Origin of the sequence: Gaetbulibacter jejuensis, assembly GCF_039524015.1 — a bacterium.
Taxonomy (GTDB): Bacteria; Bacteroidota; Bacteroidia; order Flavobacteriales; family Flavobacteriaceae; genus Gaetbulibacter_B; species Gaetbulibacter_B jejuensis.
In genome coordinates, this window is the sequence record NZ_BAAAGF010000001.1 from 140241 (window position 1) to 161250 (window position 21010).

General features: G+C 32.6%; 20 protein-coding genes and 1 tRNA gene. 11 read left to right on the plus strand and 10 right to left on the minus strand.

All coding sequences use genetic code 11. The features are described 5' to 3' along the window. The first annotated feature begins 93 nt into the window (after window positions 1–93). Complete coding sequence (locus ABD011_RS00585) at window positions 94–1356, plus strand: Y-family DNA polymerase (RefSeq protein ID WP_343795087.1); 1263 nt, start codon at window positions 94–96, stop codon at window positions 1354–1356. Next, window positions 1347–1796, plus strand: coding sequence for a LexA family protein (locus ABD011_RS00590; protein ID WP_131508755.1), 450 nt, complete (start codon window positions 1347–1349; stop codon window positions 1794–1796). The genes ABD011_RS00585 and ABD011_RS00590 overlap by 10 nt, the downstream gene beginning before the upstream one ends. Before the next feature lie 35 nt (window positions 1797–1831). Here ABD011_RS00590 and ABD011_RS00595 read toward each other — a convergent pair whose 3' ends face one another. Both ABD011_RS00595 and ABD011_RS00600 read right to left on the minus strand, forming a co-directional pair. Beyond that, window positions 1832–2260: a hypothetical protein gene (locus tag ABD011_RS00595; protein ID WP_343795088.1), complete on the minus strand. Its 429-nt coding sequence runs from the start codon at window positions 2258–2260 to the stop codon at window positions 1832–1834. Beyond that, window positions 2257–3645 (minus strand): RtcB family protein, encoded by a 1389-nt coding sequence (locus ABD011_RS00600; protein WP_343795089.1) that lies wholly within the window; start codon window positions 3643–3645, stop codon window positions 2257–2259. The genes ABD011_RS00595 and ABD011_RS00600 overlap by 4 nt, the downstream gene beginning before the upstream one ends. Before the next feature lie 162 nt (window positions 3646–3807). On the opposite strand from ABD011_RS00600, the gene ABD011_RS00605 reads away from it, so the two are divergent. From ABD011_RS00605 to ABD011_RS00615, 3 genes are all read left to right on the plus strand, one after another. After that, the gene (locus tag ABD011_RS00605; RefSeq protein ID WP_343795090.1) at window positions 3808–4827 is read left to right on the plus strand and encodes a helix-turn-helix transcriptional regulator; all 1020 of its coding nucleotides are present in this window, start codon (window positions 3808–3810) and stop codon (window positions 4825–4827) included. A gap of 262 nt (window positions 4828–5089) precedes the next feature. After that, a complete protein-coding gene (locus tag ABD011_RS00610; protein ID WP_343795091.1) occupies window positions 5090–6346 on the plus strand; it encodes a tyrosine-type recombinase/integrase in 1257 nt (418 codons plus the stop codon). Window positions 6347–6387: 41 nt separating this feature from the next. Beyond that, window positions 6388–7119, plus strand: coding sequence for a hypothetical protein (locus ABD011_RS00615; RefSeq protein ID WP_343795092.1), 732 nt, complete (start codon window positions 6388–6390; stop codon window positions 7117–7119). 38 nt (window positions 7120–7157) lie between these two features. On the opposite strand, the gene ABD011_RS00620 is transcribed toward ABD011_RS00615, so the two are convergent. The 6 genes from ABD011_RS00620 to ABD011_RS00645 form a co-directional block, all read right to left on the minus strand. Beyond that, on the minus strand, window positions 7158–7670 hold the full coding sequence (locus ABD011_RS00620; protein WP_343795093.1) for a hypothetical protein: 513 nt from the start codon (window positions 7668–7670) through the stop codon (window positions 7158–7160). Window positions 7671–7715: 45 nt separating this feature from the next. Further along, a complete protein-coding gene (locus ABD011_RS00625; protein ID WP_343795094.1) occupies window positions 7716–8462 on the minus strand; it encodes a SinI family restriction endonuclease in 747 nt (248 codons plus the stop codon). Between the two features lie 37 nt (window positions 8463–8499). Beyond that, window positions 8500–9765: a DNA cytosine methyltransferase gene (locus ABD011_RS00630; RefSeq protein ID WP_343795095.1), complete on the minus strand. Its 1266-nt coding sequence runs from the start codon at window positions 9763–9765 to the stop codon at window positions 8500–8502. Window positions 9766–10312: 547 nt separating this feature from the next. After that, a complete protein-coding gene (locus tag ABD011_RS00635) occupies window positions 10313–11041 on the minus strand; it encodes a hypothetical protein (protein WP_343795096.1) in 729 nt (242 codons plus the stop codon). A gap of 321 nt (window positions 11042–11362) precedes the next feature. Further along, window positions 11363–12817: a hypothetical protein gene (locus tag ABD011_RS00640; protein ID WP_343795097.1), complete on the minus strand. Its 1455-nt coding sequence runs from the start codon at window positions 12815–12817 to the stop codon at window positions 11363–11365. A gap of 6 nt (window positions 12818–12823) precedes the next feature. Continuing rightward, a complete protein-coding gene (locus tag ABD011_RS00645; protein ID WP_343795098.1) occupies window positions 12824–13102 on the minus strand; it encodes a helix-turn-helix domain-containing protein in 279 nt (92 codons plus the stop codon). A 275-nt stretch (window positions 13103–13377) separates the two neighbouring features. Between ABD011_RS00645 and ABD011_RS00650 the strand changes: the two genes are divergently transcribed. The 3 genes from ABD011_RS00650 to ABD011_RS00660 are packed head-to-tail and all read left to right on the plus strand — an operon-like array spanning window position 13378 to window position 14838. Beyond that, on the plus strand, window positions 13378–13761 hold the full coding sequence (locus ABD011_RS00650; protein WP_343795099.1) for a hypothetical protein: 384 nt from the start codon (window positions 13378–13380) through the stop codon (window positions 13759–13761). Next, on the plus strand, window positions 13739–14365 hold the full coding sequence (locus ABD011_RS00655; protein WP_343795100.1) for a helix-turn-helix domain-containing protein: 627 nt from the start codon (window positions 13739–13741) through the stop codon (window positions 14363–14365). Before ABD011_RS00650 ends, ABD011_RS00655 begins: the two co-directional genes overlap by 23 nt. Then, complete coding sequence (locus ABD011_RS00660; RefSeq protein ID WP_343795101.1) at window positions 14362–14838, plus strand: hypothetical protein; 477 nt, start codon at window positions 14362–14364, stop codon at window positions 14836–14838. Before ABD011_RS00655 ends, ABD011_RS00660 begins: the two co-directional genes overlap by 4 nt. Before the next feature lie 91 nt (window positions 14839–14929). On the opposite strand, the gene ABD011_RS00665 is transcribed toward ABD011_RS00660, so the two are convergent. Continuing rightward, a tRNA-Leu gene (locus ABD011_RS00665) sits at window positions 14930–15011 on the minus strand. Window positions 15012–15156: 145 nt separating this feature from the next. Here ABD011_RS00665 and ABD011_RS00670 point away from each other — a divergent pair. From ABD011_RS00670 to pth, 3 genes are all read left to right on the plus strand, one after another. Beyond that, complete coding sequence (locus tag ABD011_RS00670; protein ID WP_129760882.1) at window positions 15157–16098, plus strand: ribose-phosphate pyrophosphokinase; 942 nt, start codon at window positions 15157–15159, stop codon at window positions 16096–16098. A gap of 89 nt (window positions 16099–16187) precedes the next feature. Further along, window positions 16188–16823 carry a 50S ribosomal protein L25/general stress protein Ctc gene (locus ABD011_RS00675; RefSeq protein WP_262733301.1) on the plus strand — a complete coding sequence of 212 codons (636 nt, stop codon included), beginning with the start codon at window positions 16188–16190 and terminating at the stop codon, window positions 16821–16823. Between the two features lie 77 nt (window positions 16824–16900). Then, window positions 16901–17533 (plus strand): aminoacyl-tRNA hydrolase, encoded by a 633-nt coding sequence (gene pth / locus ABD011_RS00680; protein WP_131508746.1) that lies wholly within the window; start codon window positions 16901–16903, stop codon window positions 17531–17533. 45 nt (window positions 17534–17578) lie between these two features. Here pth and ABD011_RS00685 read toward each other — a convergent pair whose 3' ends face one another. After that, window positions 17579–20932, minus strand: a complete 3354-nt coding sequence (locus ABD011_RS00685) for a zinc-dependent metalloprotease (RefSeq protein WP_343795102.1) — start codon at window positions 20930–20932, stop codon at window positions 17579–17581. Window positions 20933–21010 lie beyond the last annotated feature (78 nt).

A 21010-nucleotide genomic window follows, 5' to 3' on the forward strand; every position in this document is an offset into this window, starting at 1 on the left:
TTACAATTAATAACGTATTTGCAAAACAAATTTTAACATAACTGACCCACAAAAAATTATAATTATAAAGCCATTTGCATTAATTTTATACACATGTTTGCACTTGTAGATTGTAATAATTTTTATGCCTCTTGCGAACGCGTATTCCAACCTCAATTAAACCATAAGCCTGTTGCAATATTATCAAACAATGATGGCTGTGTAATATCGCGTAGTGATGAAGCCAAAGCGTTGGGTTTACCCATGGGAGCTCCTGCGTTTAAATATGATGCGTTTTTTAAGGCAAACAATATTCATGTATTTTCTTCAAACTATCCATTGTATGGCGACATGAGTAGTCGTGTTATGAAGATATTAGAACAATTTACTCCAGATGTAGAAGTGTATAGTATAGACGAAGCTTTTTTGCAATTTAAAGGGTTTGAAAACTATAACTTTAATTCCTACGGAAATGACATTAGGCTGCGCATATTAAAATGGACAGGAATTCCTACCTGTGTTGGTATTGCACCTACAAAAGCACTTTCTAAAGTAGCCAATAAAATAGCACGAAAATTTCCTAAGCAAACCAAAGGCGTTTATGTTATTGACTCTGAAGAAAAACGCATTAAAGCCTTAAAATGGCTAAAAATTGAAGATGTTTGGGGAATTGGTTACAGGCTACAAAAACGATTAAAAGCGAAGGAATGTCATACCGCTTTTGATTTCACTCAACTTTCAGATGAATGGGTTAAATCTAATTTTTCAATTACTGAATGGCGATTAAAAAAAGATTTAGAAGGCATCTCTAAAATACCTTTAGAATACAGAGAACCTAAACGCTCTATTGCTACAACCCGAAGTTTTGAATACACCTATTCAGATCTAGAAAACATAAAAGAGCGTATTTCTACATTTGCTACTAGTTGTGCTGAAAAACTCCGAAAACAAAAATCGCGTTGTCATGCAATAATAGTATTACTGAGTAGTGACAGACATAAAAAAGAACTACCACAACATAAAGCGAGCAAAATGGTTGCATTACCCTACCCAACTGATTCCTCGTTAACTATTAGCCAATGTGCTGTAAAAGCAGTTTCTGAAATTTATAAATCTGGAATTAAGTACAAGCGCGCTGGTGTTATTGTTACTGGCTTGGTACCAACTGACAATCATCAACTAGATTTATTTATTCATGAAAACCCAAAACATTCTTCATTAATGCACTCTATTGATGTATTAAACCGAAAATATGAAACCTACAAAATAAAAATAGGTAATCAAGATTTAAAACGCACCTGGAAAATGCGTCAAGAACGATTATCTCCAAGATACACCACAAATATTAACGAAATACTTACTGTAAAATGTCATTAAAATTCTTAACACCAAAAAACGCATTAGAGTTCTACTCTCCTGATGATTCTCACGATTTAGAAGTTGTGCTTGCGCAAACAGGTATTTCTGCTGGATTTCCATCACCTGCTGATGATTTTAAAGAATTTAAAATAAGTTTAGACAAGACTTTAGTTAAAAACAAAGAAGCTACATTTTATGCTAGAGTAAGTGGTCAATCCATGATTGGTGCAGGATTGGATGATGGCGATTTACTGGTTGTAGACAAAAGTTTAGAACCGCAACATAATAAAATTGCAGTATGTTTTATTGATGGCGAATTTACTGTAAAACGTTTGAGAGTGACTAAAGAAGGTGTTTACCTTCAACCAGAAAACCCTGCTTATGAGCCATTATTAGTAACCAATGATAACGATTTTCAAATTTGGGGAATTGTAACTCATGTTATAAAAAAGTTGTAATACAAAAAAGCTTCAACATTTCTGTTAAAGCTTTTCTAAAAAATCCATTTTAAAATGGTTATAAAACCAATGATTATTAATACGATTAAAGAAATCAAGAACCCTCCTATAACATAACCAACTAATTTATCTTTCCAACTCTCTTTATACTCTGAAATAGATTCAATTTCTAATCTAGGTTTATTCAATAGCTCTATATAATGGAAATCAAAATCCGTATTTTCTGAAATAAAATCTGGAGATAGTGCAAATGTTTCAATTTTGTTTTTATCAAAACTTCTTTTGTTTATCTCTAATCCGGCTTCAAGAAGATAGGACGCATAGAGCAATAACCCCTCTTTATTTGCTTTTATACAACTTTCATCTATATCTCTTCCATATTGAAAAAAGCCCAAATAAGCTTTCTCTTTAGAATTTCCTTCTTTCAATTGATTAATGATTGTATAAATAATATTATTTGTCATCTTTTTTTATTTCTTCTTTTTTTCCAAGGCGCATTTTTCTTCCAATCACCTGCCATGATACATCCATAAGGCACCACCTCATCTATTACTTTTCCTAAACCAAATTCATCCATTTGATTCCTTACGGTTTCTGCATTTTTATAGGCACTTGGTAATTCTGTAATATCAATTTCTTCAGAGAAAAACCTAACGTCCAATCCTTGCGTTTCTTCATTAAATATCTCTTGAAACGTTCCTGTTTTACTCTTTCTATGTTGTGTTCTACTCACATTTCTACCTGCTCCGTGTGGTGCAAAACCTAAATTAGAGTTTGTCGTTTCTCCTTCAACAATCAAAACAGGTTCAGACATATTTAACGGAATCAATCTTGGCCCTGTAATATCTGGCATAAACTTTTTATCTAAAGGCGTTGCACCTTTAGCATGGTAAAACAAATCACCATCTTTGAACACAAAATTATGCTCATTCCAAAACCTTTTTTCTTTATCAATTCCTAATTTTTCTAAAGTAGCATCGTGCAAAACCTCGTGGTTTTTCTTTGTCCATTTTCTAATAATCTGCAAAGCTTCCCAGTATTGCTTTCCTTCTTCTGTTTCAAAAGGAATCCATGCATTTTGTTTTAAGGTGTCTGGAGACAATTCTCTTCTAAATTTCTCAGCAACTTTCATCCCTTTAGAATATAAGTTAGCTCCCAATCCTCTACTACCATGATGCGTTACCATCATAGTGTTACCTGTCTTTTTAGATTTACCAACGAATAAAAAGTGATTTCCATCACCTTGTGTTCCTAAATGAGACCTTGCAGATGAAATACATTTTTGGTCATTTAAAAAATAGTTCGCTTCTATCTCAGCTAACAAATCCATAGGAAATCTAAACTGGCTTTCTCTAGAACGTCCACCTGCACCAAAATGAGTTATACTATGAGCTGCATCTAAAACATCTTTTGGGTCTGCTTTTCCAAAATCTGTCAACATCACCGAACAACAAATATCTGCGCTATGCATTCCCGGATGAATAGCGTTTTTTGCTACCACAACACCACCCACTGGAATTGTCCCTTTTGGTCCTGTTGGGCAAGCATCTGGCATAATTGCTCCATCAACCAGAGTAGGCGTTTTCATAAGCTCTTCCATAGTTTCAACAACAGAATTCACATTAGTTACTTCTAATTCATTTTCAGCTTTAATGTTAATTGAAAATGGAATGCTTTCTACATGCAATGCAATAGGGTCAGGGGATTTAAATTGCTCTAGGTAGTTACTTAAAGCATCACCTTCCAATTCATTTTCGTTAATATAGTCTAAAGCTTCTTTAAACCATTTTCCTGACCTAAATCCTAAGTTAATTAAATCGTATCCTGTTATCTTGTTTGTGTTTTTCATCTTAAATTAATTTTAAGCTCCGTTAGCTTCCCTGTCTAACGGAGCACTACTTTAAAGTCTTTCAAAAGACTTATTCATGATTCCGATACAAATATTTTATCTATATGCGCAATCTTTTTGCGTAGATAAATTTATTTCTTATTTTTCATTAAAATTTCCTCTGTGGCTTTAAACAAAAATGCTCTAATACGCTATAAGACTATTGACAAATGTCTTCAAAACAATTTTAGGCAATGGACTCTAGATAATTTAATAAACGCCTGTTCTGATGCATTATATGAATATGAAGGAAGAGCAATAAATGTTAGCAAACGAACAATTCAGTTAGATATTCAAATGATGCGTAGCGATAAATTAGGTTACAATGCACCTATAGTTGTTTATAACAAGAAGTTTTACAAATACGAAGATGAGGACTACTCTATAACTAATATTCCTTTGAATGAGAATGACATGAATGTACTTTCTGAAACTGTAGAAATGCTAAAACAGTTTAAAGATTTCTCTTTATTTTCTGAATTAGGAGGTATCATTCAACGATTAGAAGACAAAGTATATACGGAAAAGACAGACCAATCAGCCATCATTCATTTGGATAAAAATGAAAAATTAAAAGGTTTAGAACATTTGGATGTTTTGTATCAGTCTATTATTAAGAGAATGGTTTTGAAAATAAAATATCAGTCATTCAAGGCAAGGGAAGCTTCTGAAGTCATTTTTCACCCCTACATATTAAAGGAGTTTAACAACCGTTGGTTTTTAATAGGAAGACCTGGAAAAGAGGCTAAAAAACCTATAGTTACTTTTGCTTTAGATAGAATTTTATGTATTGACTACGACACTTCTATTACATATAAAAATAATAATTTCAATGGAGATGAATATTATAGAGATGTTATTGGTGTAACAGTTTCTAACAATAGAGCAGAACGTATCCAACTTTGGGTTGACAAAAAAAATGCACCTTATGTAATCACGAAACCCTTCCATCGTTCCCAAAGAATAATAAAGAAAACAGAAGATGGCGTCATTTTTAATATTTTTGTTCAGATTAACTTTGAACTTGAACGCTTAATTTTAGGGTTTGGTGATTCTATTGAAGTTATTAAACCCAAACGTCTTAGAGATAGAATGAAACTAAAGCTTGAAAAAGCAGCAGGATTTTATAAGGATTTTGGTTAAAAACGAATTCAATCGTACAAATAATGAAAACAAAAAACCTCAACATATTCATAATCAAATAGTTAAGGTTTTAAAAGTACTCAAGGTGGCAGTACAAATGACGCATCCTATTCTATAGTATTAAATAGCAAATACCCTTCAAAACCCTTATATACAAAAGATTTCACAAAAATAAAAATGGAAAATAATTTAAACCCATGGAAATAAAACTTACTTTTACGTACGTTTTTTTAAAAAGTTGTACGCAAATAAATTTAGTTTTATGGCAAGATTATATTTCCTGTATCGTTCCAAAAAAGAATCCGCTTATTTAAAAGTAAGACTTCAACTTAACTCTAACAGGGAGCAATTTGAAGCTACCACTAAAATCAGAAGCCTTAAAAGTGCTTGGGCTAAGAAAAGAAATTTAAGTGCTGAAGAAAAAAACAGCCTAACTCAATTCAATGTAAAAAGAAAGCCACTTGAAGATTACATTTATAAAAGATATGAGGAAGAATTACCTGATGCAACTAACAGGCAATGGTTGAAAAATGTAGTTAATGAATATTACGAGGACAAAAAACCAAACAGATTAGCACCTGAAAACCTTGTTGAGTTTATTGATTATTACATTGATTGCAGAAAAGAAGAAAAGGACATTAAAGAACGTCAAGTAATGCGTATCAATACAACTAAAAACAAACTTATTCGCCTTCAAAAAGAATACAATACAGTTTTTAGAATTAAGGATGTCAACGAAGACTTTAAAACAAAGTACATTCAGTTTTCGACAAAACATGGTTACTCACTTAATACACAGAGCAGAGAACTTGATAGAATTAAAACTTTTTGCAGAAATGCCAGTAAGAAAGGCGTAGAAGTCTATGCAGGATTTAATGACTTGAAAATTAAAGCTGAAAAAACTCCAAAAATATACTTAACAACTGACGAAATAGAAGAAATTAAAAAAGTAGAATTAGAACAAGACTACTTGAATAATGCTCGAAATTGGTTGCTTATTAGCATATACACAGGTCAACGAATAAGTGATTTTATGAGATTTACTAAGGACATGATAGTAAAAGATGAAAATAAAAGGTCATTTATAAAATTTGAGCAGCGAAAGACTGGCAAGGATATGTATATACCCATATCAAAAGAACTCAAGCAATTATTATCTACCCTAAACGATGACTTTCCACGTCCAATATCTGACCAAAAGTATAATGATTATATCAAGATTGTTTGCAAAGAAGCCAAGATAAATCAGTTAGTAAGCGGCAAGAAAAGAGTTTGCATTGCAGAGGAAGGAAAAAAGCCAACCAAAAACGACTTTAGAAATGTTCTTGGGGACTTTCCAAAGTGGGAGTTAGTAAGTAGTCATATTGGGCGAAGAACGTTTGCCACAAACAATTATGGCAAGATACCAACGCCTTATTTAATCTACATTACTGGGCATCATTCAGAAGCCCAGTTTTTGAACTATATTGTTTTGCCTGATTATGAAAAAGCCGCACAGGCGTTTGATTACTTTAATTAGCTGTATCTATGAAAGATAAACAAAATAAAAAATCCATAAGCATGAAGCTAATAGCTGAAGATTGGTTAATAATGGATTTAGAAGAAAGAAAAGAGTTTGAAACAGACTTTAAGAAACTATATGACTTTCTCTCTAAAAGGTATGACCAAGAAATTGAACTACATTCAAACTTGAACGACAAAGTTCATTTTATTCAAAGCCTAATGGATAAAATAACAGAAGCCTTACACGATGCTAAACATAAACATCAAATAAGTGAATTAACTGAACAGCATATTGAAGCACTCAATGGCTTGAGAAATGTATTTGAAAAAAGGATGAATGATTTATATTTAGGTGTCCCAACTATTCCAAAAAAAATAGATAATGAAAAATCTAAAGGACGTCCAAAATCAATTACTAAATCATTTGTAAGCTATATTAATAAGGAATGGACGCCAAAAGGTAAAGAAGCTTTTGTAGGCATATTAAAGTCCAAATTCAAAACGGATATTTATAAAAGCTACAAAGAGGGAGACAAACAACCTTTAAACCTAATAACACTAGCTTTATTTGATTTGAAAATTTTCCCGACTGGATTGAAAAAAAAGCAAATGTTTGAATCTACCGGAATGCTCTTATTGGACGAAGTGCCTAAAGGACAATCCAATTTCAATCAGTTTATGAAAAATACAAATTATAAAGACTATGACGACTTCGATAAGTATTACAGAATACTAAAGGAATTGGTGGAGGAAATAGGCAAAATATATCCCGATTTCAAAATAGATTAATTCCTTTATGAGTGGTAGAAAAATAGGAATATCTAAACTTAAAGTAGCCTTTCAAAAAATTCATGTCTTATATCTAAAACAAAACTTGATTTTGCATTTCCCCTAGTATCATACTTTCTCTGCTGGTAAGAATGTAAAGGAGCGACACTTAAAACCTTTTTTAAATCACTAAACTTAATTCTCCACACCCCATTTACATACTCAACTTCATTAACAAAACTACCCATTTCAAATTTAACAGAGTGCCATTCTACCCAAAAGTAAATCAAGATATTTGGATATTTTTCACTATATCGTATAAAGTCTTTTTGATTAAAAACGACTGCATAACTAGGGTCAATACCATAAAGACTACCTGCTTTAAAAAAAGGGGTGTTTTGTGTTTTTAAATCTGCAAGTTGTTCGTTATTGAAAATCAAGTCTGGAGCAAATGGGTTTTGAACTTTTTCAGGGTTGATTTGAACCTGCAAATTTTCCCCATACTTGTTTACAAAAGCCTGCTCAATTTTTTCTCCATCCTTACACCACAATTTTTTGGCTTGTAAATCCATGTGGTTGATTTCATTGCCATTTTTATCATATTGCTTATAGCTCATTTATCTAATATGTTTATTTGTTGGGTCAATGTAAATACAGCTTGGATTAGCTTTTATTGTTTTTTCTACGAATAAACGGAAGTTTTGTTCTGACAATGTTTTAACTCCAGTCATAGCAACTAATTTAGCCCAATTAAAAGTATTGTACTTTTTAGATTTTCTTCTATACCATTTTTCAATTGTTGTTCCATTTCTAACTCTGCTTGATGAACTGTTTTCTGAATTATCGCTATTTTTTACTTGCAACAATCTTCCCTTATCTTGACAAAAATCAACCGCATCAATACAGCTTCCCCAACAACAATACCAACCAGTTCCAGCTAACTCTAAAGCCAAGTATTCTTCCAGCATATCCCCAATCAAATTTTCAGTAGTCATTAAAATCCCATGCCCTTCTTCAATAAAACCTAAATCCTTGGGTGCTAAATTTGAAGACCTATATGACAAGGTTAACGCCATGATAGGGTCTGCGAAAGTAGATGATTTATTTGCTGTTCTTTGAGAAGGTCTGTTGTCAAATCCTTTAAAGTATGCTTCAACCCATTTACCTACATATTCTTGTAATGGTATTGGCTGAGCAACACCTTTAACCTTTTTTGGGTATCTAAGATTTGGTAAATTTCTTATGTCACTAAAAGCGTTTTGAGCTACAACGTCTAGAGCTTTGTCATATCTGCTTTTAGCGTGCATGGCAATGTATTTTGGAACATTGCTAAAATCCTTCTCATCAAATAAATACTTGTCCATTTTGAGTAAATAAATACTCAAATAGAGTCAAGATTTATTACTTATCCAAATAAACAGGTTCTTTTTTTTCTTTGATGATTTCTTTCTCGAATTCATTTACAAATTCTAAATGAGAAGTTTTTTTGTATCTGGAATATTTAAAGTCATCAAAAGTGTCTGCCGTTTTGCCCTCAAAATGCGAGATAATTTCCCTACCAATAGCACGCCCTAAACCAACAGGAACGGCATTACCTATTTGTTTATACTGGTCTGATATTGTTCCACCAAATTTCCATTTTAAGGGAAACTCTTGAAGCACTTTGTATTCCTCAACGCTGATAGGTCTTAATTCGTTTGGGTGGCAAAGGTCTGTGGCGGGCATAGCTGGATTAGTAACAATTGTTGGCGACGGTTTATCCCAATCAAGCCTTCTTAAAAATCCCGTCTTACCACCACCTAAATAATAAGCCTTGCCCATAGCTTCTTTTTGTAGTTCATCAGGTAAATTCCTCCAGTTTTCACCCGCTTTAAGCAGCTTAAAATATTTGATACGTTTTTCAGTATAATTGATGTGATTATGCGTTTCAACTTTCGATAATTTCTTGAATGCAGATTTAACTGTTTTCCATTTTGGCAGACCGTATTCGCCTGTTTGACTATGGGTTGGAGTAAGCCTGCTTACAGGAATTGCAGCTCTTGTTCCAATTATCACAATTCTTTCGCGTGATTGAGGTGTTCCAAAATTAGCCGCATTGTATAAATCAAAGTTTATTGAATATCCAGCAGCTTCTAACCTTTTGACAACATAAAACAAAGACGAGCCTTTTTTCTTCCTTGATTGGTTTGGTATATCACTTGAAAATTCATCAAGTACATCTAACTGAAAAATAGAAGACATTAAACCTCTAACATTTTCGATTACAAAATAGTTTGGTTGAATATCCTCTATGACTTCCAAAAATTTTAAAAACACATTACCTCTTTCATCCGAAAAACCTTTTCTCTTTCCTGCTGTGCTAAATGCTTGACATGGTGGGCCACCTACAATTACATCTACCTCATTCCTATCATTCAAGTTGGCATGACGCAGAATATCATCAGTTGTGTAATTCCTAATATCCCCTATTAAACCCATGCTAGGCTCATTTAGGCTTATAGTATTACGACTGGCTTTATCGTATTCACAACCAAGCATAACATTAAATCCTTCTTTCTCTAAACCAATATCTAAACCCATTGCACCAGTAAAAAATGAAAGGGTGGTTAGTTTATTTGGTATAATTCTTTTGTTGGATATTTTATCAGTTATATTCTCTTTAATCATAGTAACAAAAATATAATTTTGAAAATGAGTTTGAATACTGTCGTAACATTTATTATTAAATAGTTATTAATATTCTTTAAATGGATGTTTAAGTACTTATAAAACAAAAAGTTACTTACACAACATCTTTTTTTTGATGCAATATGTTGCGCACTTCGACTCGCATTCAGACCACACGAATTTAAAATCCTGTTATGAGTTTTGTTGCCTTTTTAATATTTAATCCGTCAAATTATCGACAGAGATGCTCATATAGTGAAGTTCTTGCTTGGTCGCAACGGTTATATAACATTGATAAAAATGTCATTAAAACGACAGATAACAAAGAAAAATGAGAAAGTCCATAACACAATGATTATGGACTTCCAAAAAAAGCAGAAACAACAAAAACAACTCTATCTAACCATAAGCAAATAGAGCGTCTCTGAATTACTTACCACGATGTTTTTCTTCATTTTAAACCCCTCCTTCAAGGCTTTGTTTATTTTTTTCTGAAAATCATCGCCATCGATATAACCTGTAATAAGCCTAATCTCTTTCATAATGATTAAATTTTATAGGTTAATATTTTATTATAACCGAAGATCACATCGTTTAAATCCCTGCTCAAACCATGTTTTCCGCTTCTTGTCTCATTAGGCAAACTACTGTCATCAAACAGGAATTTCTTAACCATAGGCCACACATCTTTATATTGCAGTCCTATGGCTTTTGAAGCCTTGACATAATCTGAAACATCGTACATGATTTGGATTTGTTCTTGTTTCAACGCATAAACATCGAAAGGCTCTTTAGATAAAAGAACATTTACTTTGCCACTACTGATGCTAAAAAGCTTCAACAGTTTATACGATTTCTTTGAGGGAGCAATTTCTAATACTCGTTCAAACTTTGTATCAGTTGACTTGTTTAATTCAGCATATTTAAAAAAGCTATCGTTATACTCGTATAAATCAACTGTTCTGTCTTTCATCAGTTCATGGTTTTGTTCCAATTCTTTTAATTTGGTGGTGTCCAGTTCCTGTAAATCCAAAAACTTTTCATAAGTCAATCCCAGTTCTTTAGCAGCTTTAGATTTTTGGTATTCCTTTTTTTGATATTTGTTGAAAATATCCATAAATCCCCCATTGGTTAAACTGTCAGTCCTAAAGCCTTTCACTTTTAGTTTTTTTAGTTCTTTGTCTGCATCAATATAAATTTGAGCAGTACCTGTAATAAGTTTTAAATTGTTTTCATAGCCCTTTTCATCGAAGCCAATTTTTTGAAATTTTTTCATTGTGTTATGTTTAAGTAGCAGCTTTTTAATGCTGCTTAGATTATTGTTTTTAATAATTTTAATATCATGACTAAGTAGAGTAATTATGAGAAACTTTGCACGTATGCGTGCGCTATGCGTTTATTTTTAAAATAACTCTACTAACTCTACAATCGAGTAAAATTTTCAGGGTTTACGGTGGCTTATTAGTGTAGAGTAACGTCATGAGTGACGAATTGTTAACTCTACTAACTCTACAGTTTTCAGAAGTTTTTGTAGAGTAAGTAGAGTAATTTTTAATTTTTGTGAGTTCCTTCTTAAAATCGTTATTCTTCATGGTTATTATTTTTCTTTGGATAAACGGAATTTTGTAATACCGCCAGACGTTCTGGAATCGTATTTTAGATTTTTAAAATCAGCATATAATTGTAGCCATTGACTTGCTACTCGACTTCTAACACTTTGCTCTTGTGAAGAAATATCCAGCTTGTTAGCCAAATCTTTTACGTTGTAATATTCCTTTTTAGAATTGTATTCATTTTCCATTAGTTCCACGAACTCTTTGGATGTATTGGCTATGAGGTTTTGTCTTCTTAAATCAGGGTCGTCATAATGAGTTAAACCGTGCTTTAGGTATAATTGTAAACACTTCATCATGAATGTGTCAAACGCTTGATATTCGCTTACATTCCATTGCGAAAAGAACAAGTTTTTAAACTCATGCTCCGGCTTGTTGTGAGCGTTGAAGTAGTTGTTTAATATAATTAGCTGTTTACGGTCTTTGTAGCTGTCGGAACTGTTTGGGATAGTATAGTTTGTTGTTATGGCAATTTTTGGACTATTAGAGAAGTCAATAATGACTTTCTTTGTGTGCTTTTTTTCAATGTTCATTCTATCTGTAATGCTGCTAAACAAATCTTCAAAATCAAAACCCCTGCTCACATCTTGAATAACAAATAAATCAGTATCAGGCTCAATGCTTTGGTAAACAAATTTGTCTCGTCTTAAATCTAAGTTCTTGCCATTGTATTCAACCACATTAAGAAGTTCCGAAATAGCTTTAACAACTAAACCCTTACCACTTCTACCATGAGGATTGTTTGTCGCTTGTGAAAGCAAATCGCTAATTACAACAGCTTTGGCAACGGAGGGATTTTTGTATTTGTGTAGTAAGTATCCAATAGCTGTTAAAACATTTAAGTAATGTTCTTTTGAGTTGGTTATAAGTTTGAAAAACTTCTTTATTTGTGACTTATTAGAAGCTTCTTTATCGAAGGTTCTTTTGATTATTTGACTTTTAAAAATGAACTTGTTAAGCTTCTGAAACTTATTATAAGTCAATACCTTAATCCCTTTTGACGACACTCTTACAACTGTGTTTTCAAAAAAGTAATGTGAAGTTTCTATCGTGTCTTTGTACTGTTGAATTTCTAATTCAGGCAAACTCCCCAAAAGTGCAATTTTTGATATGATATGCCTTTCTCCTTGCACTATAAATTCACTCGTCAAGTTTTTCTTATTTTGGACATTAACGTACCCTAAACAGTAATTAAAAACGTCCTGTGAAGTAAGGTGTTCAACAATGTTATACGTCTTTTTAACATAAATGAAACCGCTAAAAAAGTTAAGTTTGGCAAACCCATTAGCAATTAAAAATTCTCTTAATAAAGCAGGGTCAATAATAGGCTTACCATTGGTTGGATGAATTTGCCAAAATTCCTTCCCTTTGTATTTCTTACCTTTAGCTTGAAGTTCGGATAGAATACTTTTAGGGCTATGCTTTGATTTTTTAACCATAGCCCTTTATTTTTCTAATTTCTGTATTGCTGCTTCGATATTTGAACGTTTGTAGAATATACGTCCACCTATTTGGAAAGCTGTTAGTATTCCTTTTTTTGTCCAATTATGAATTGTAGATAAATCCACGCTCAACATTTCTGCAACCTCATTTCGTGATAAATAAACACTAGGTTCTTTTGGTTGAAGATTTTTTTCAATGTTTTGGATTTTTTCTTTAAGGCTTCTTATATCTTCTGGAAGACTGTTGAAGTAATCAGGCAAGGAAATTTCTATTTTACTCATAGCTTCTGTGTTATGGGTTTAACTTTGTTTTACAGGAGCTAAAGTATTTGGGAATAACAGCTATTTGGACAAAAATCAAGGGTTTGTGTTTGTGTAATTTGCTTGATTTGTTTTAAAGGTATTTTACAAAAATGGATACTAATTATTATTTTCAAGAATGATTGAAATAAAAATCAAGAGTGTTATTATTTGTAATAATATGCCCTAAAATGTCATTATATCAAAAATATTTGTTAATATTGATAATAAATTATAACTTATAAGATATATTTGCGTTGCAACGAAAAGCAGTTATCATATCCGAAGGCTCAAATTATTGTATTTGTTGTGATGTAGGTTTCATTGAAGAATTTTACTCATATGTTGTTTCAAATGATGAACACAGAAAAGAAATGAATGAGATTTTTGATTCAATACATGAAAAATTAACATCAAAAAAATATGGCAATGAACCATATGGAACAATGTCTATGAAACCTTTTTTAGGTAAACAAAATGATAGAATTATTTGTAATATTCAAAAGCGTCCAAATAAATCTAGGCTAATTATAATGGCTGAATTATTCCCTCAAAAAAAGACTCAACAAAACGATAGAAGAATAGATAGAAGATATAAAATAGTTTCAAGCTACAAATATGAAATCATTGGAAACCCTTAACGAAATATTTGGTAAAAAGAAATTTGATTTAGAACACGAGACCAAAATGGTACAAGCTCGAATTTTAAGTCCAATCTTGAGCGCCATAAATCAAAAAAAAATGACTCAAGTTGAATTAGAAGAAAAAACTGGTCTAAATCAATCTTTTTTAAGTGCTATATTTAATAATAAGCGTAGGCTAAATATGGAACATATCGCTAAGTTTCAAAACGCCTTGGGCATTAAATTACAATCTCCCGAAGTTTTATCTATTGAGAATCATTACGAAAAATTTTACAACCCAAAAAATGATTGTGAATATGTTTTGGATAATCCTCAAGAAAACTTTGAAGCATTACTATTAGAACATACTGAAGCAATGTTTAAAGAAGGTGCATACGTTATTGGAGGGCACTACCCTCGAACAAATAAAGTCAAATGTGTAGGCTCTTTTTGTTCGGACACTGAAGTTTGGTCAACTTACGATATTGAATCAGCAGAATTTCCTGGGATGGCAATTGCAAGAGCAAATGCTCAAGTTGGTCGTAGGAAAAATCCTGGTGCTAAACAGCACTTAAGAAAGGATAATCTTGTAACTATACTAAAAAGGAGACTAGTTAAATGAGTAATAAATTATTTTTAGATGACATCCACGTAGTTAGTCAATCTGTCAGAAGGATTTCACTCTCTGATGATACGTTCTTAATTAAAGAATTTGATTTTAACACTTCAAATTTAGATTTTGAAATATACTTTCACAAAGAGAACAAATCAGAACACTTAATCGTATTGAAATTTGGATTAGAAAAATTTCAAATTATAGTTGAAGGAATATATCAATTAAAAAGAGATAATTATAAAAAAGAAGATAAGGATGTTATTATTAATTTTGGTTCAATGGCACTTTTAATTGATTTCTTGAAAACTTCTGTCTTTACAATAACTTCACTCACTAGGGGTGAGCCATTACATTTTCCATTAATCAATCTGAAAGAACTTATAAATCAAAAAAAAGACCAAATAGAAAAAAATAAACTCAAAAAGGATAAGCAAAACACGGGTTCTAGAAATCAACCCAAAACAAAGAAAAAATCTTAAACACTTCAAATATACGTACATATAACGTACAATTCTTTAAAAACAAAAAAGCTAACAACTTATTAATTAAGAAGTTAGCTTTATTTTTAAGTACTCAAGGTGGGAATCGAACCCACACTTCCAAAGAAACTGGATTTTGAATCCAGCGCGTCTACCAATTCCGCCACTTGAGCAAATTTGGATTGCAAAATTATAAAATAATTCTATACCAACAATCAAAAATAGTGGGTTTTATGCTTTTTCAGTTCAAATAAATTCCTAAATTTGCACCTCATTTAACAAAGGCGATTTAATACGTTACAAAACAATATTTTACAAATGCCAAATGTAAGCACAGAAGCAAAGATTTTTGGATGTACTCAAAGTAAAGAACTTGCTGAGAAAATTGCAGCTAATTTTGGAGTGAAATTAGGTAATGTCATTACATCAACTTACAGCGATGGTGAGTTTCAACCATCATACGAAGAATCAATAAGAGGAACCCGAATTTTCATTATTGGGTCTACACATCCTGGTCCAGAAAATTTAATGGAAATGTTGTTAATGATAGATGCAGCAAAACGTGCATCTGCAAGACACATTACTGCTGTTTTACCTTACTTTGGTTGGGCAAGACAAGACAGAAAAGACAAACCTAGAGTTCCTATTGCTGCAAAATTAGTAGCAAAAATGTTAGAAGCTGCTGGTGCAACACGTATTATTACTATGGACTTGCATGCTGATCAAATCCAAGGATTCTTTGAAAAACCTGTAGATCATTTATTTGCATCTACAATATTTTTACCATATCTAAAAAGCTTAAATCTAGATAACCTAACCATTGCATCTCCTGATATGGGAGGTTCGAAAAGAGCTTATGCTTATTCTAAAGCTTTAGAAAGTGATGTGGTTATCTGTTACAAGCAACGTGCCAAGGCCAATGTTATTTCACATATGGAATTAATTGGAGACGTTACTGGTAAAAATGTTGTTCTTGTAGACGATATGGTAGATACAGCAGGAACGCTAACAAAAGCAGCTGACTTGATGATGGAAAGAGGCGCAAAAAGTGTAAGAGCTATTTGTACACACCCTATTCTATCTGGAAGTGCTTATGAAAAAATAGAAAATTCTAAGTTAGAAGAATTAATTGTTACCGATTCGATCCCTTCTAAACAAGCTTGTGAAAAAGTTAGAATTTTAAGCTGTGCTGAACTTTTTGCTGATGTAATGCAAAATGTACATTACAACAAATCAATTAGTTCAAAATTTGTAATGTAATTTTTAATAATTATATAAATAATGAAAACAAGTTGATTTTTAATCAACGAAGTTTCCATAACACAAATAAGTAATATAAATAAACAATTATGAAATCAATTACAATCAACGGATCTCAAAGAGAAAGCGTGGGCAAAAAAGCAACAAAAGCCTTACGTAATGCTGGTCAGGTTCCTTGCGTATTATACGGAGGAGATAAACCAGTGCATTTCTCTGCAGATGAATTAGCATTCTCAAAACTGGTTTATACGCCTAACGCGCATACAGTTGTGATTGCTTTAGACAATGGTGACACTTTCGATGCTGTGTTACAAGACATCCAGTTTCACCCAGTAACAGATAAAATCTTACACATAGATTTTTACCAGTTATTCCCAGACAAACCAATTACTATGGAAATTCCTGTTCACATTATAGGAACTTCTAGAGGTGTATTAAATGGTGGTGTTCTTAGAAAGAATAATCGTAAGTTAAAAGTAAAAGCTTTACCAGCAAACTTACCAGACTTTTTAGAGGCTGATATTACACCTTTAAAGATTGGTGGTAAATTATATGTAACTGCATTAGCTAGTGATGACTTTACAATCATGCACCCAGACAACACTGTTGTTTGTCAAGTTAAACGTGCAAGAGCATCAGTTATGACTGATGATGAAGATGAAGAAGAACTAGAAGAAGGAGCTGAAGCACCAGCAGCAGAAGGAGAAGCTCCTGCTGAAGCTTAAAAAACTTAATAGTTTAAATTATAAAAAGCATTCTGATAACTCAGGATGCTTTTTTACTTTTACAGAAATTGATAAAAATGTGTAAATTTCTGTTTAACATATTTAAGAAAAAACAAACTTCCTTTAACGAAGAAGAACAAGTAATGAAGAAATTTTTAATAGTTGGATTAGGAAATATTGGTAGCGAGTATGAAAACACACGCCATAACATTGGGTTTAAGATTTTAGATTTTTTAGCGGAAAACGAGTCGCTTACTTTTGAAACTCAAAAATTAGGTGATTTATGCACTTATAAAATTAAGGGCAGACAGTTACTATTATTAAAACCTAACACCTACATGAATTTAAGCGGAAAAGCCATACTATACTGGATGACCAAGGAAAAAATTCCGCTTGAAAATTTATTAGTTATTACTGATGATTTAAACCTTCCTTTTGGAACACTACGTCTTAAAACAAAAGGTAGTGATGGTGGCCATAACGGATTAAAGGACACTCAAAACAAATTACAAACCACCAAATACAACAGGTTTAGATTTGGAATAAGCGATAGTTTTAGCAAAGGCAAGCAAGTAGATTATGTTTTAGGAGAATGGACAGAAGAAGAATCGACTCAACTAAAAGAACGCTTAGAAAAATCGGTTGAGATTATAAAATCATTTGCTACAGCAGGTGTAAACAATACTATGAATACTTTTAACGGAAAATAAAAAGAGGAGCTTACAGCTCCTCTTTTTTTTATTTCAAACTAAAGACTACTCTACAATAATCTTTTTAGTGGTTTTATTTACACCATCACTTACGGTAACTAAATACATACCTGCTTCTACACTATTTAACCTAATGGTTTGTGTAAAATCAGAAGCGTTAACATAAGAGTTATTAAAAATTCTTCTACCTCTAACATCATAAACACCAATTGTGATATCTCTACCTGAATTTGAATTTAACTTCACTGTAAACTCTCCTTGATTAGGATTAGGGAAAATTGTAAATTCACTTGTAGTAAACTCATCAATTGATAACGAGCCTTCTGTACAAAGCTCTAGAGTAAACTCAGTAATTTGACCTCCATCAAAAAGACCAAAATCATCATCTACTGATAGTGTCCAATCTCCTCCAGACATTTCACCATAAAGTGTAGATAAATCTCCCTCTGGAATAAACGTTCCAGTAAATGGTGATGTTCCACTTGTTATTGGTGTAGATGCTTCTTGATCAAAAACTGTATCAACATAATCATTATCTCCATCTGCACCATTATCTGTTGAAAGTTCAACAGTTGTTCCTGATGGGCTTATTAAAAATATATCTAAATCATTATTCCAATCGTGTTGAATATTGATGGTTACGTTAACATCAGTAATTGGAGCGTCGTTTGCTACGTTAATGATTGATGTGTAATTATCCGTTCCATTACCTGTTTCAAGAATATCTATAGGTAAATCGGTTGCACTATAGAAGTTACATTCAATATTAGCAGTTGTAAAACTAAACACAGCCGATGAATTTGCTGTTCCACATAAATTGGACGCTGTAACTCTCCAATAATACAGTGTGTTAGTTGACAGATTACTTACTGTATAAGATGTGCCTTGTACTGTAGCACTTTCAGTTATTGATGCAAAATTTGCTTCGGTAGAAACCTCAACAAAATATTCTTGTGCATTGTCACTTCCATTCCACATCAAATCTGCTTCTAAACTTACACCTGTTGCACCATCAGAAGGTGATGTAAGTACTGCAGGCGCTACTGTAGTACTATAGACATTCATTTCTAAATTTACAGTTTGAGTTATAGCTCCTGAAACTCCTTCAAGTGTAAAAGTATAATTTCCTGTTGCAAGAGACCCTGTACCACTAATAGTAATTGTACCTGTGGTTCCGTCAGCAGTAGCTGAAGTTGGGTTTATCGTTGCACTTGCACCAGCAGGTAACCCTGTAACACTAAAGTTTGTTGTATCACTAAACCCTAAAAATGTATTGTAAGTAAAAGAATATACTGCATCATTCGGTTGGCAAACATCTAACGAAACCTCATCAACCGTTATAACAAACTCTGACTCCTGAATACTAAACTCTGATGAGTTTACTGCATAAAATATATTATTGTTTCCTTCAACAATTACTCTTGCTGTTGAAGTATCTCCTCCTGTTAAAGGAACAGTAATATCATGTGATCCATCATTTGGCACATCAGAAGCTAAAATATAAGGAAACGTTTGCCCACCATCAACAGATAATAAAATATTTACTGTTGGTGTATTTACAGAACCTGCATCAGTTCCTGCAACATTCCAGGTAACAGTTTGAGTTGAACCAGCATCCCAAGTAACATTTGAATCTTGAGATGTAACTGTAAAAGGCCCTGAACTTCCATCAACTGTCACTGTCATGGTATCGTAACTTGTTTGAGGTGTCTGTCCAACTCCTCCAGTTTCTTGTCGGTCTCTAACAGTTAAAGCAAAGTTTAAGTTTCTTCCTACAGTAGAAACGGTTTCCCAAGTTGTATTATCTATAGATTCAACAGGGTTGCTCTCGGTAAGTTCTCCGTCTAAAACTCTTTGAAGAATTGGCATATAACGATTAGGAGATGTACTAGGAGGTCTTGATCTCCAAAGTGCTCCAGTAGTTTTAGTAGGTCCAAAATTGCTTGATGTGGTTACACCATTATCAATTTGCTCCCAAGTATAGGTTAACACATCTCCTCCATCAGGGTCAGTAGCACTTCCTTTTAAAATAAATGCTGTTCCTTGAGGAATTGTATAATTAGTTCCTGCATTAGCTACAGGTGGATTATTTGTAATGTTTGTTGTTACTGCACAATTATTTGGAGCAGACGACACATTAGTCAAAATTTGATTAATTGAAAAATAATGGAAGTAAGGGTCGCTATGATCCTGAACATCATTAGCTCCTGTTATACCAGCGTAACCCATAATTGTTGTACCACTTCCTGGTTCGGCATTTACTCCTGTACCTTCAGATCCATATGAAAAAGTATGGTTAGCTCCCATTTGATGACCAATTTCATGTGGCACATAGTCAATGTCAAAAAAATCAGACATGTATGGACCTCCATCATTATCTAAAAACGAATGCGAAGAAAACCCACTACCTTTTCCACTTTCACAAACACAGCCAATACAACCTGCATTACCATTATTTCCACCATAATCTAATAAGTGACCTATATCATAATCAGACTCACCAACTGTTGCTGTTAAATTTGTTTGTAAACCTCCATTTAAGTCACTACCATAAGGGTCAGGGAAAGTAGGTGAATAAATAAGATCTAATGCAGGATCATCTACAGTATCAACCAATAGAAATGTAATAGCCATATCTACTTCAAACACTTCATTAGTTCTATTTAAAGTTGATACCATTTGTGCTAATGCATCTTCTCTATCAATACCATTGGCGTCATTTCCATCATCCCAAAAGCTAGTATACTCTTGAGTAACTGAAACAGCTATTCTAAAAGTTCTTAACAACTGATCATTAGCATCTCTTGCTAACAATGTATTCATAGTCTCTCTAGAAGATAAATGAAGGTCTTCTGTTAAACATTCAAATGCATTATTAACAGTTGTTTCATTTCTTGCACTTCTGTTATATACAAGGTATTGTCCGTTTGAAACCTTAGTTACTGGTTGAATAAAGTAAGTTTCCTTTCCTGGTTCAGAAACCATTGCATTAAAGCCTAAAGGTGTAACACTAAAACGAATTCGAGTACCTGAATTATCAAGCCTAGAACCCAAATAAGTTTTTATATTTTTATGAAGACTAGCATTATCTTGTGAAGAAAAGATTGCTGTTTCAACAACTCTAAATTGTTGCAAATTACCTGAAACATCAGGAAAATAAACCACTGTGTTTGATGTCCCACTGTATTCACTTCTTAATGGCGCATCAACAAGTTTTGATTTTAAAGATTCTATATCTAGCTGAAAAATGCTAAAATTATCTTTGTCTAAATTTTCGAGACTGACGTCTTCTACTTTTCTAACTTCTTTTAATTGCTGCCACTCGTTATTTTGAGCAGACAACATTAATGGTAACAATAAGAAGAAAAGGGCTTTGATGGAAAGTAATTTTATTCTCATAATATTGAAAAATTTTATTTACGTAAAGGTATAAAAACAAAAAGAGAGACGCTAGTGTCTCTCTTTTTATAAATTTTA

What these genes read in the sequence shown, in the direction of transcription:
- ABD011_RS00585 (WP_343795087.1), top strand. Translation starts at nt 94, where the DNA reads ATGTTTGCACTTGTAGATTGTAATAATTTTTATGCCTCTTGCGAACGC.
- ABD011_RS00590 (WP_131508755.1), top strand. Translation starts at nt 1,347, where the DNA reads ATGTCATTAAAATTCTTAACACCAAAAAACGCATTAGAGTTCTACTCT.
- ABD011_RS00595 (WP_343795088.1), bottom strand. Translation starts at nt 2,260, where the DNA reads ATGACAAATAATATTATTTATACAATCATTAATCAATTGAAAGAAGGA.
- ABD011_RS00600 (WP_343795089.1), bottom strand. Translation starts at nt 3,645, where the DNA reads ATGAAAAACACAAACAAGATAACAGGATACGATTTAATTAACTTAGGA.
- ABD011_RS00610 (WP_343795091.1), top strand. Translation starts at nt 5,090, where the DNA reads ATGGCAAGATTATATTTCCTGTATCGTTCCAAAAAAGAATCCGCTTAT.
- ABD011_RS00615 (WP_343795092.1), top strand. Translation starts at nt 6,388, where the DNA reads ATGAAGCTAATAGCTGAAGATTGGTTAATAATGGATTTAGAAGAAAGA.
- ABD011_RS00620 (WP_343795093.1), bottom strand. Translation starts at nt 7,670, where the DNA reads ATGGATTTACAAGCCAAAAAATTGTGGTGTAAGGATGGAGAAAAAATT.
- ABD011_RS00625 (WP_343795094.1), bottom strand. Translation starts at nt 8,462, where the DNA reads ATGGACAAGTATTTATTTGATGAGAAGGATTTTAGCAATGTTCCAAAA.
- ABD011_RS00630 (WP_343795095.1), bottom strand. Translation starts at nt 9,765, where the DNA reads ATGATTAAAGAGAATATAACTGATAAAATATCCAACAAAAGAATTATA.
- ABD011_RS00635 (WP_343795096.1), bottom strand. Translation starts at nt 11,041, where the DNA reads ATGAAAAAATTTCAAAAAATTGGCTTCGATGAAAAGGGCTATGAAAAC.
- ABD011_RS00640 (WP_343795097.1), bottom strand. Translation starts at nt 12,817, where the DNA reads ATGGTTAAAAAATCAAAGCATAGCCCTAAAAGTATTCTATCCGAACTT.
- ABD011_RS00645 (WP_343795098.1), bottom strand. Translation starts at nt 13,102, where the DNA reads ATGAGTAAAATAGAAATTTCCTTGCCTGATTACTTCAACAGTCTTCCA.
- ABD011_RS00655 (WP_343795100.1), top strand. Translation starts at nt 13,739, where the DNA reads ATGAAATCATTGGAAACCCTTAACGAAATATTTGGTAAAAAGAAATTT.
- ABD011_RS00660 (WP_343795101.1), top strand. Translation starts at nt 14,362, where the DNA reads ATGAGTAATAAATTATTTTTAGATGACATCCACGTAGTTAGTCAATCT.
- ABD011_RS00670 (WP_129760882.1), top strand. Translation starts at nt 15,157, where the DNA reads ATGCCAAATGTAAGCACAGAAGCAAAGATTTTTGGATGTACTCAAAGT.
- ABD011_RS00675 (WP_262733301.1), top strand. Translation starts at nt 16,188, where the DNA reads ATGAAATCAATTACAATCAACGGATCTCAAAGAGAAAGCGTGGGCAAA.
- pth (WP_131508746.1), top strand. Translation starts at nt 16,901, where the DNA reads ATGTGTAAATTTCTGTTTAACATATTTAAGAAAAAACAAACTTCCTTT.
- ABD011_RS00685 (WP_343795102.1), bottom strand. Translation starts at nt 20,932, where the DNA reads ATGAGAATAAAATTACTTTCCATCAAAGCCCTTTTCTTCTTATTGTTA.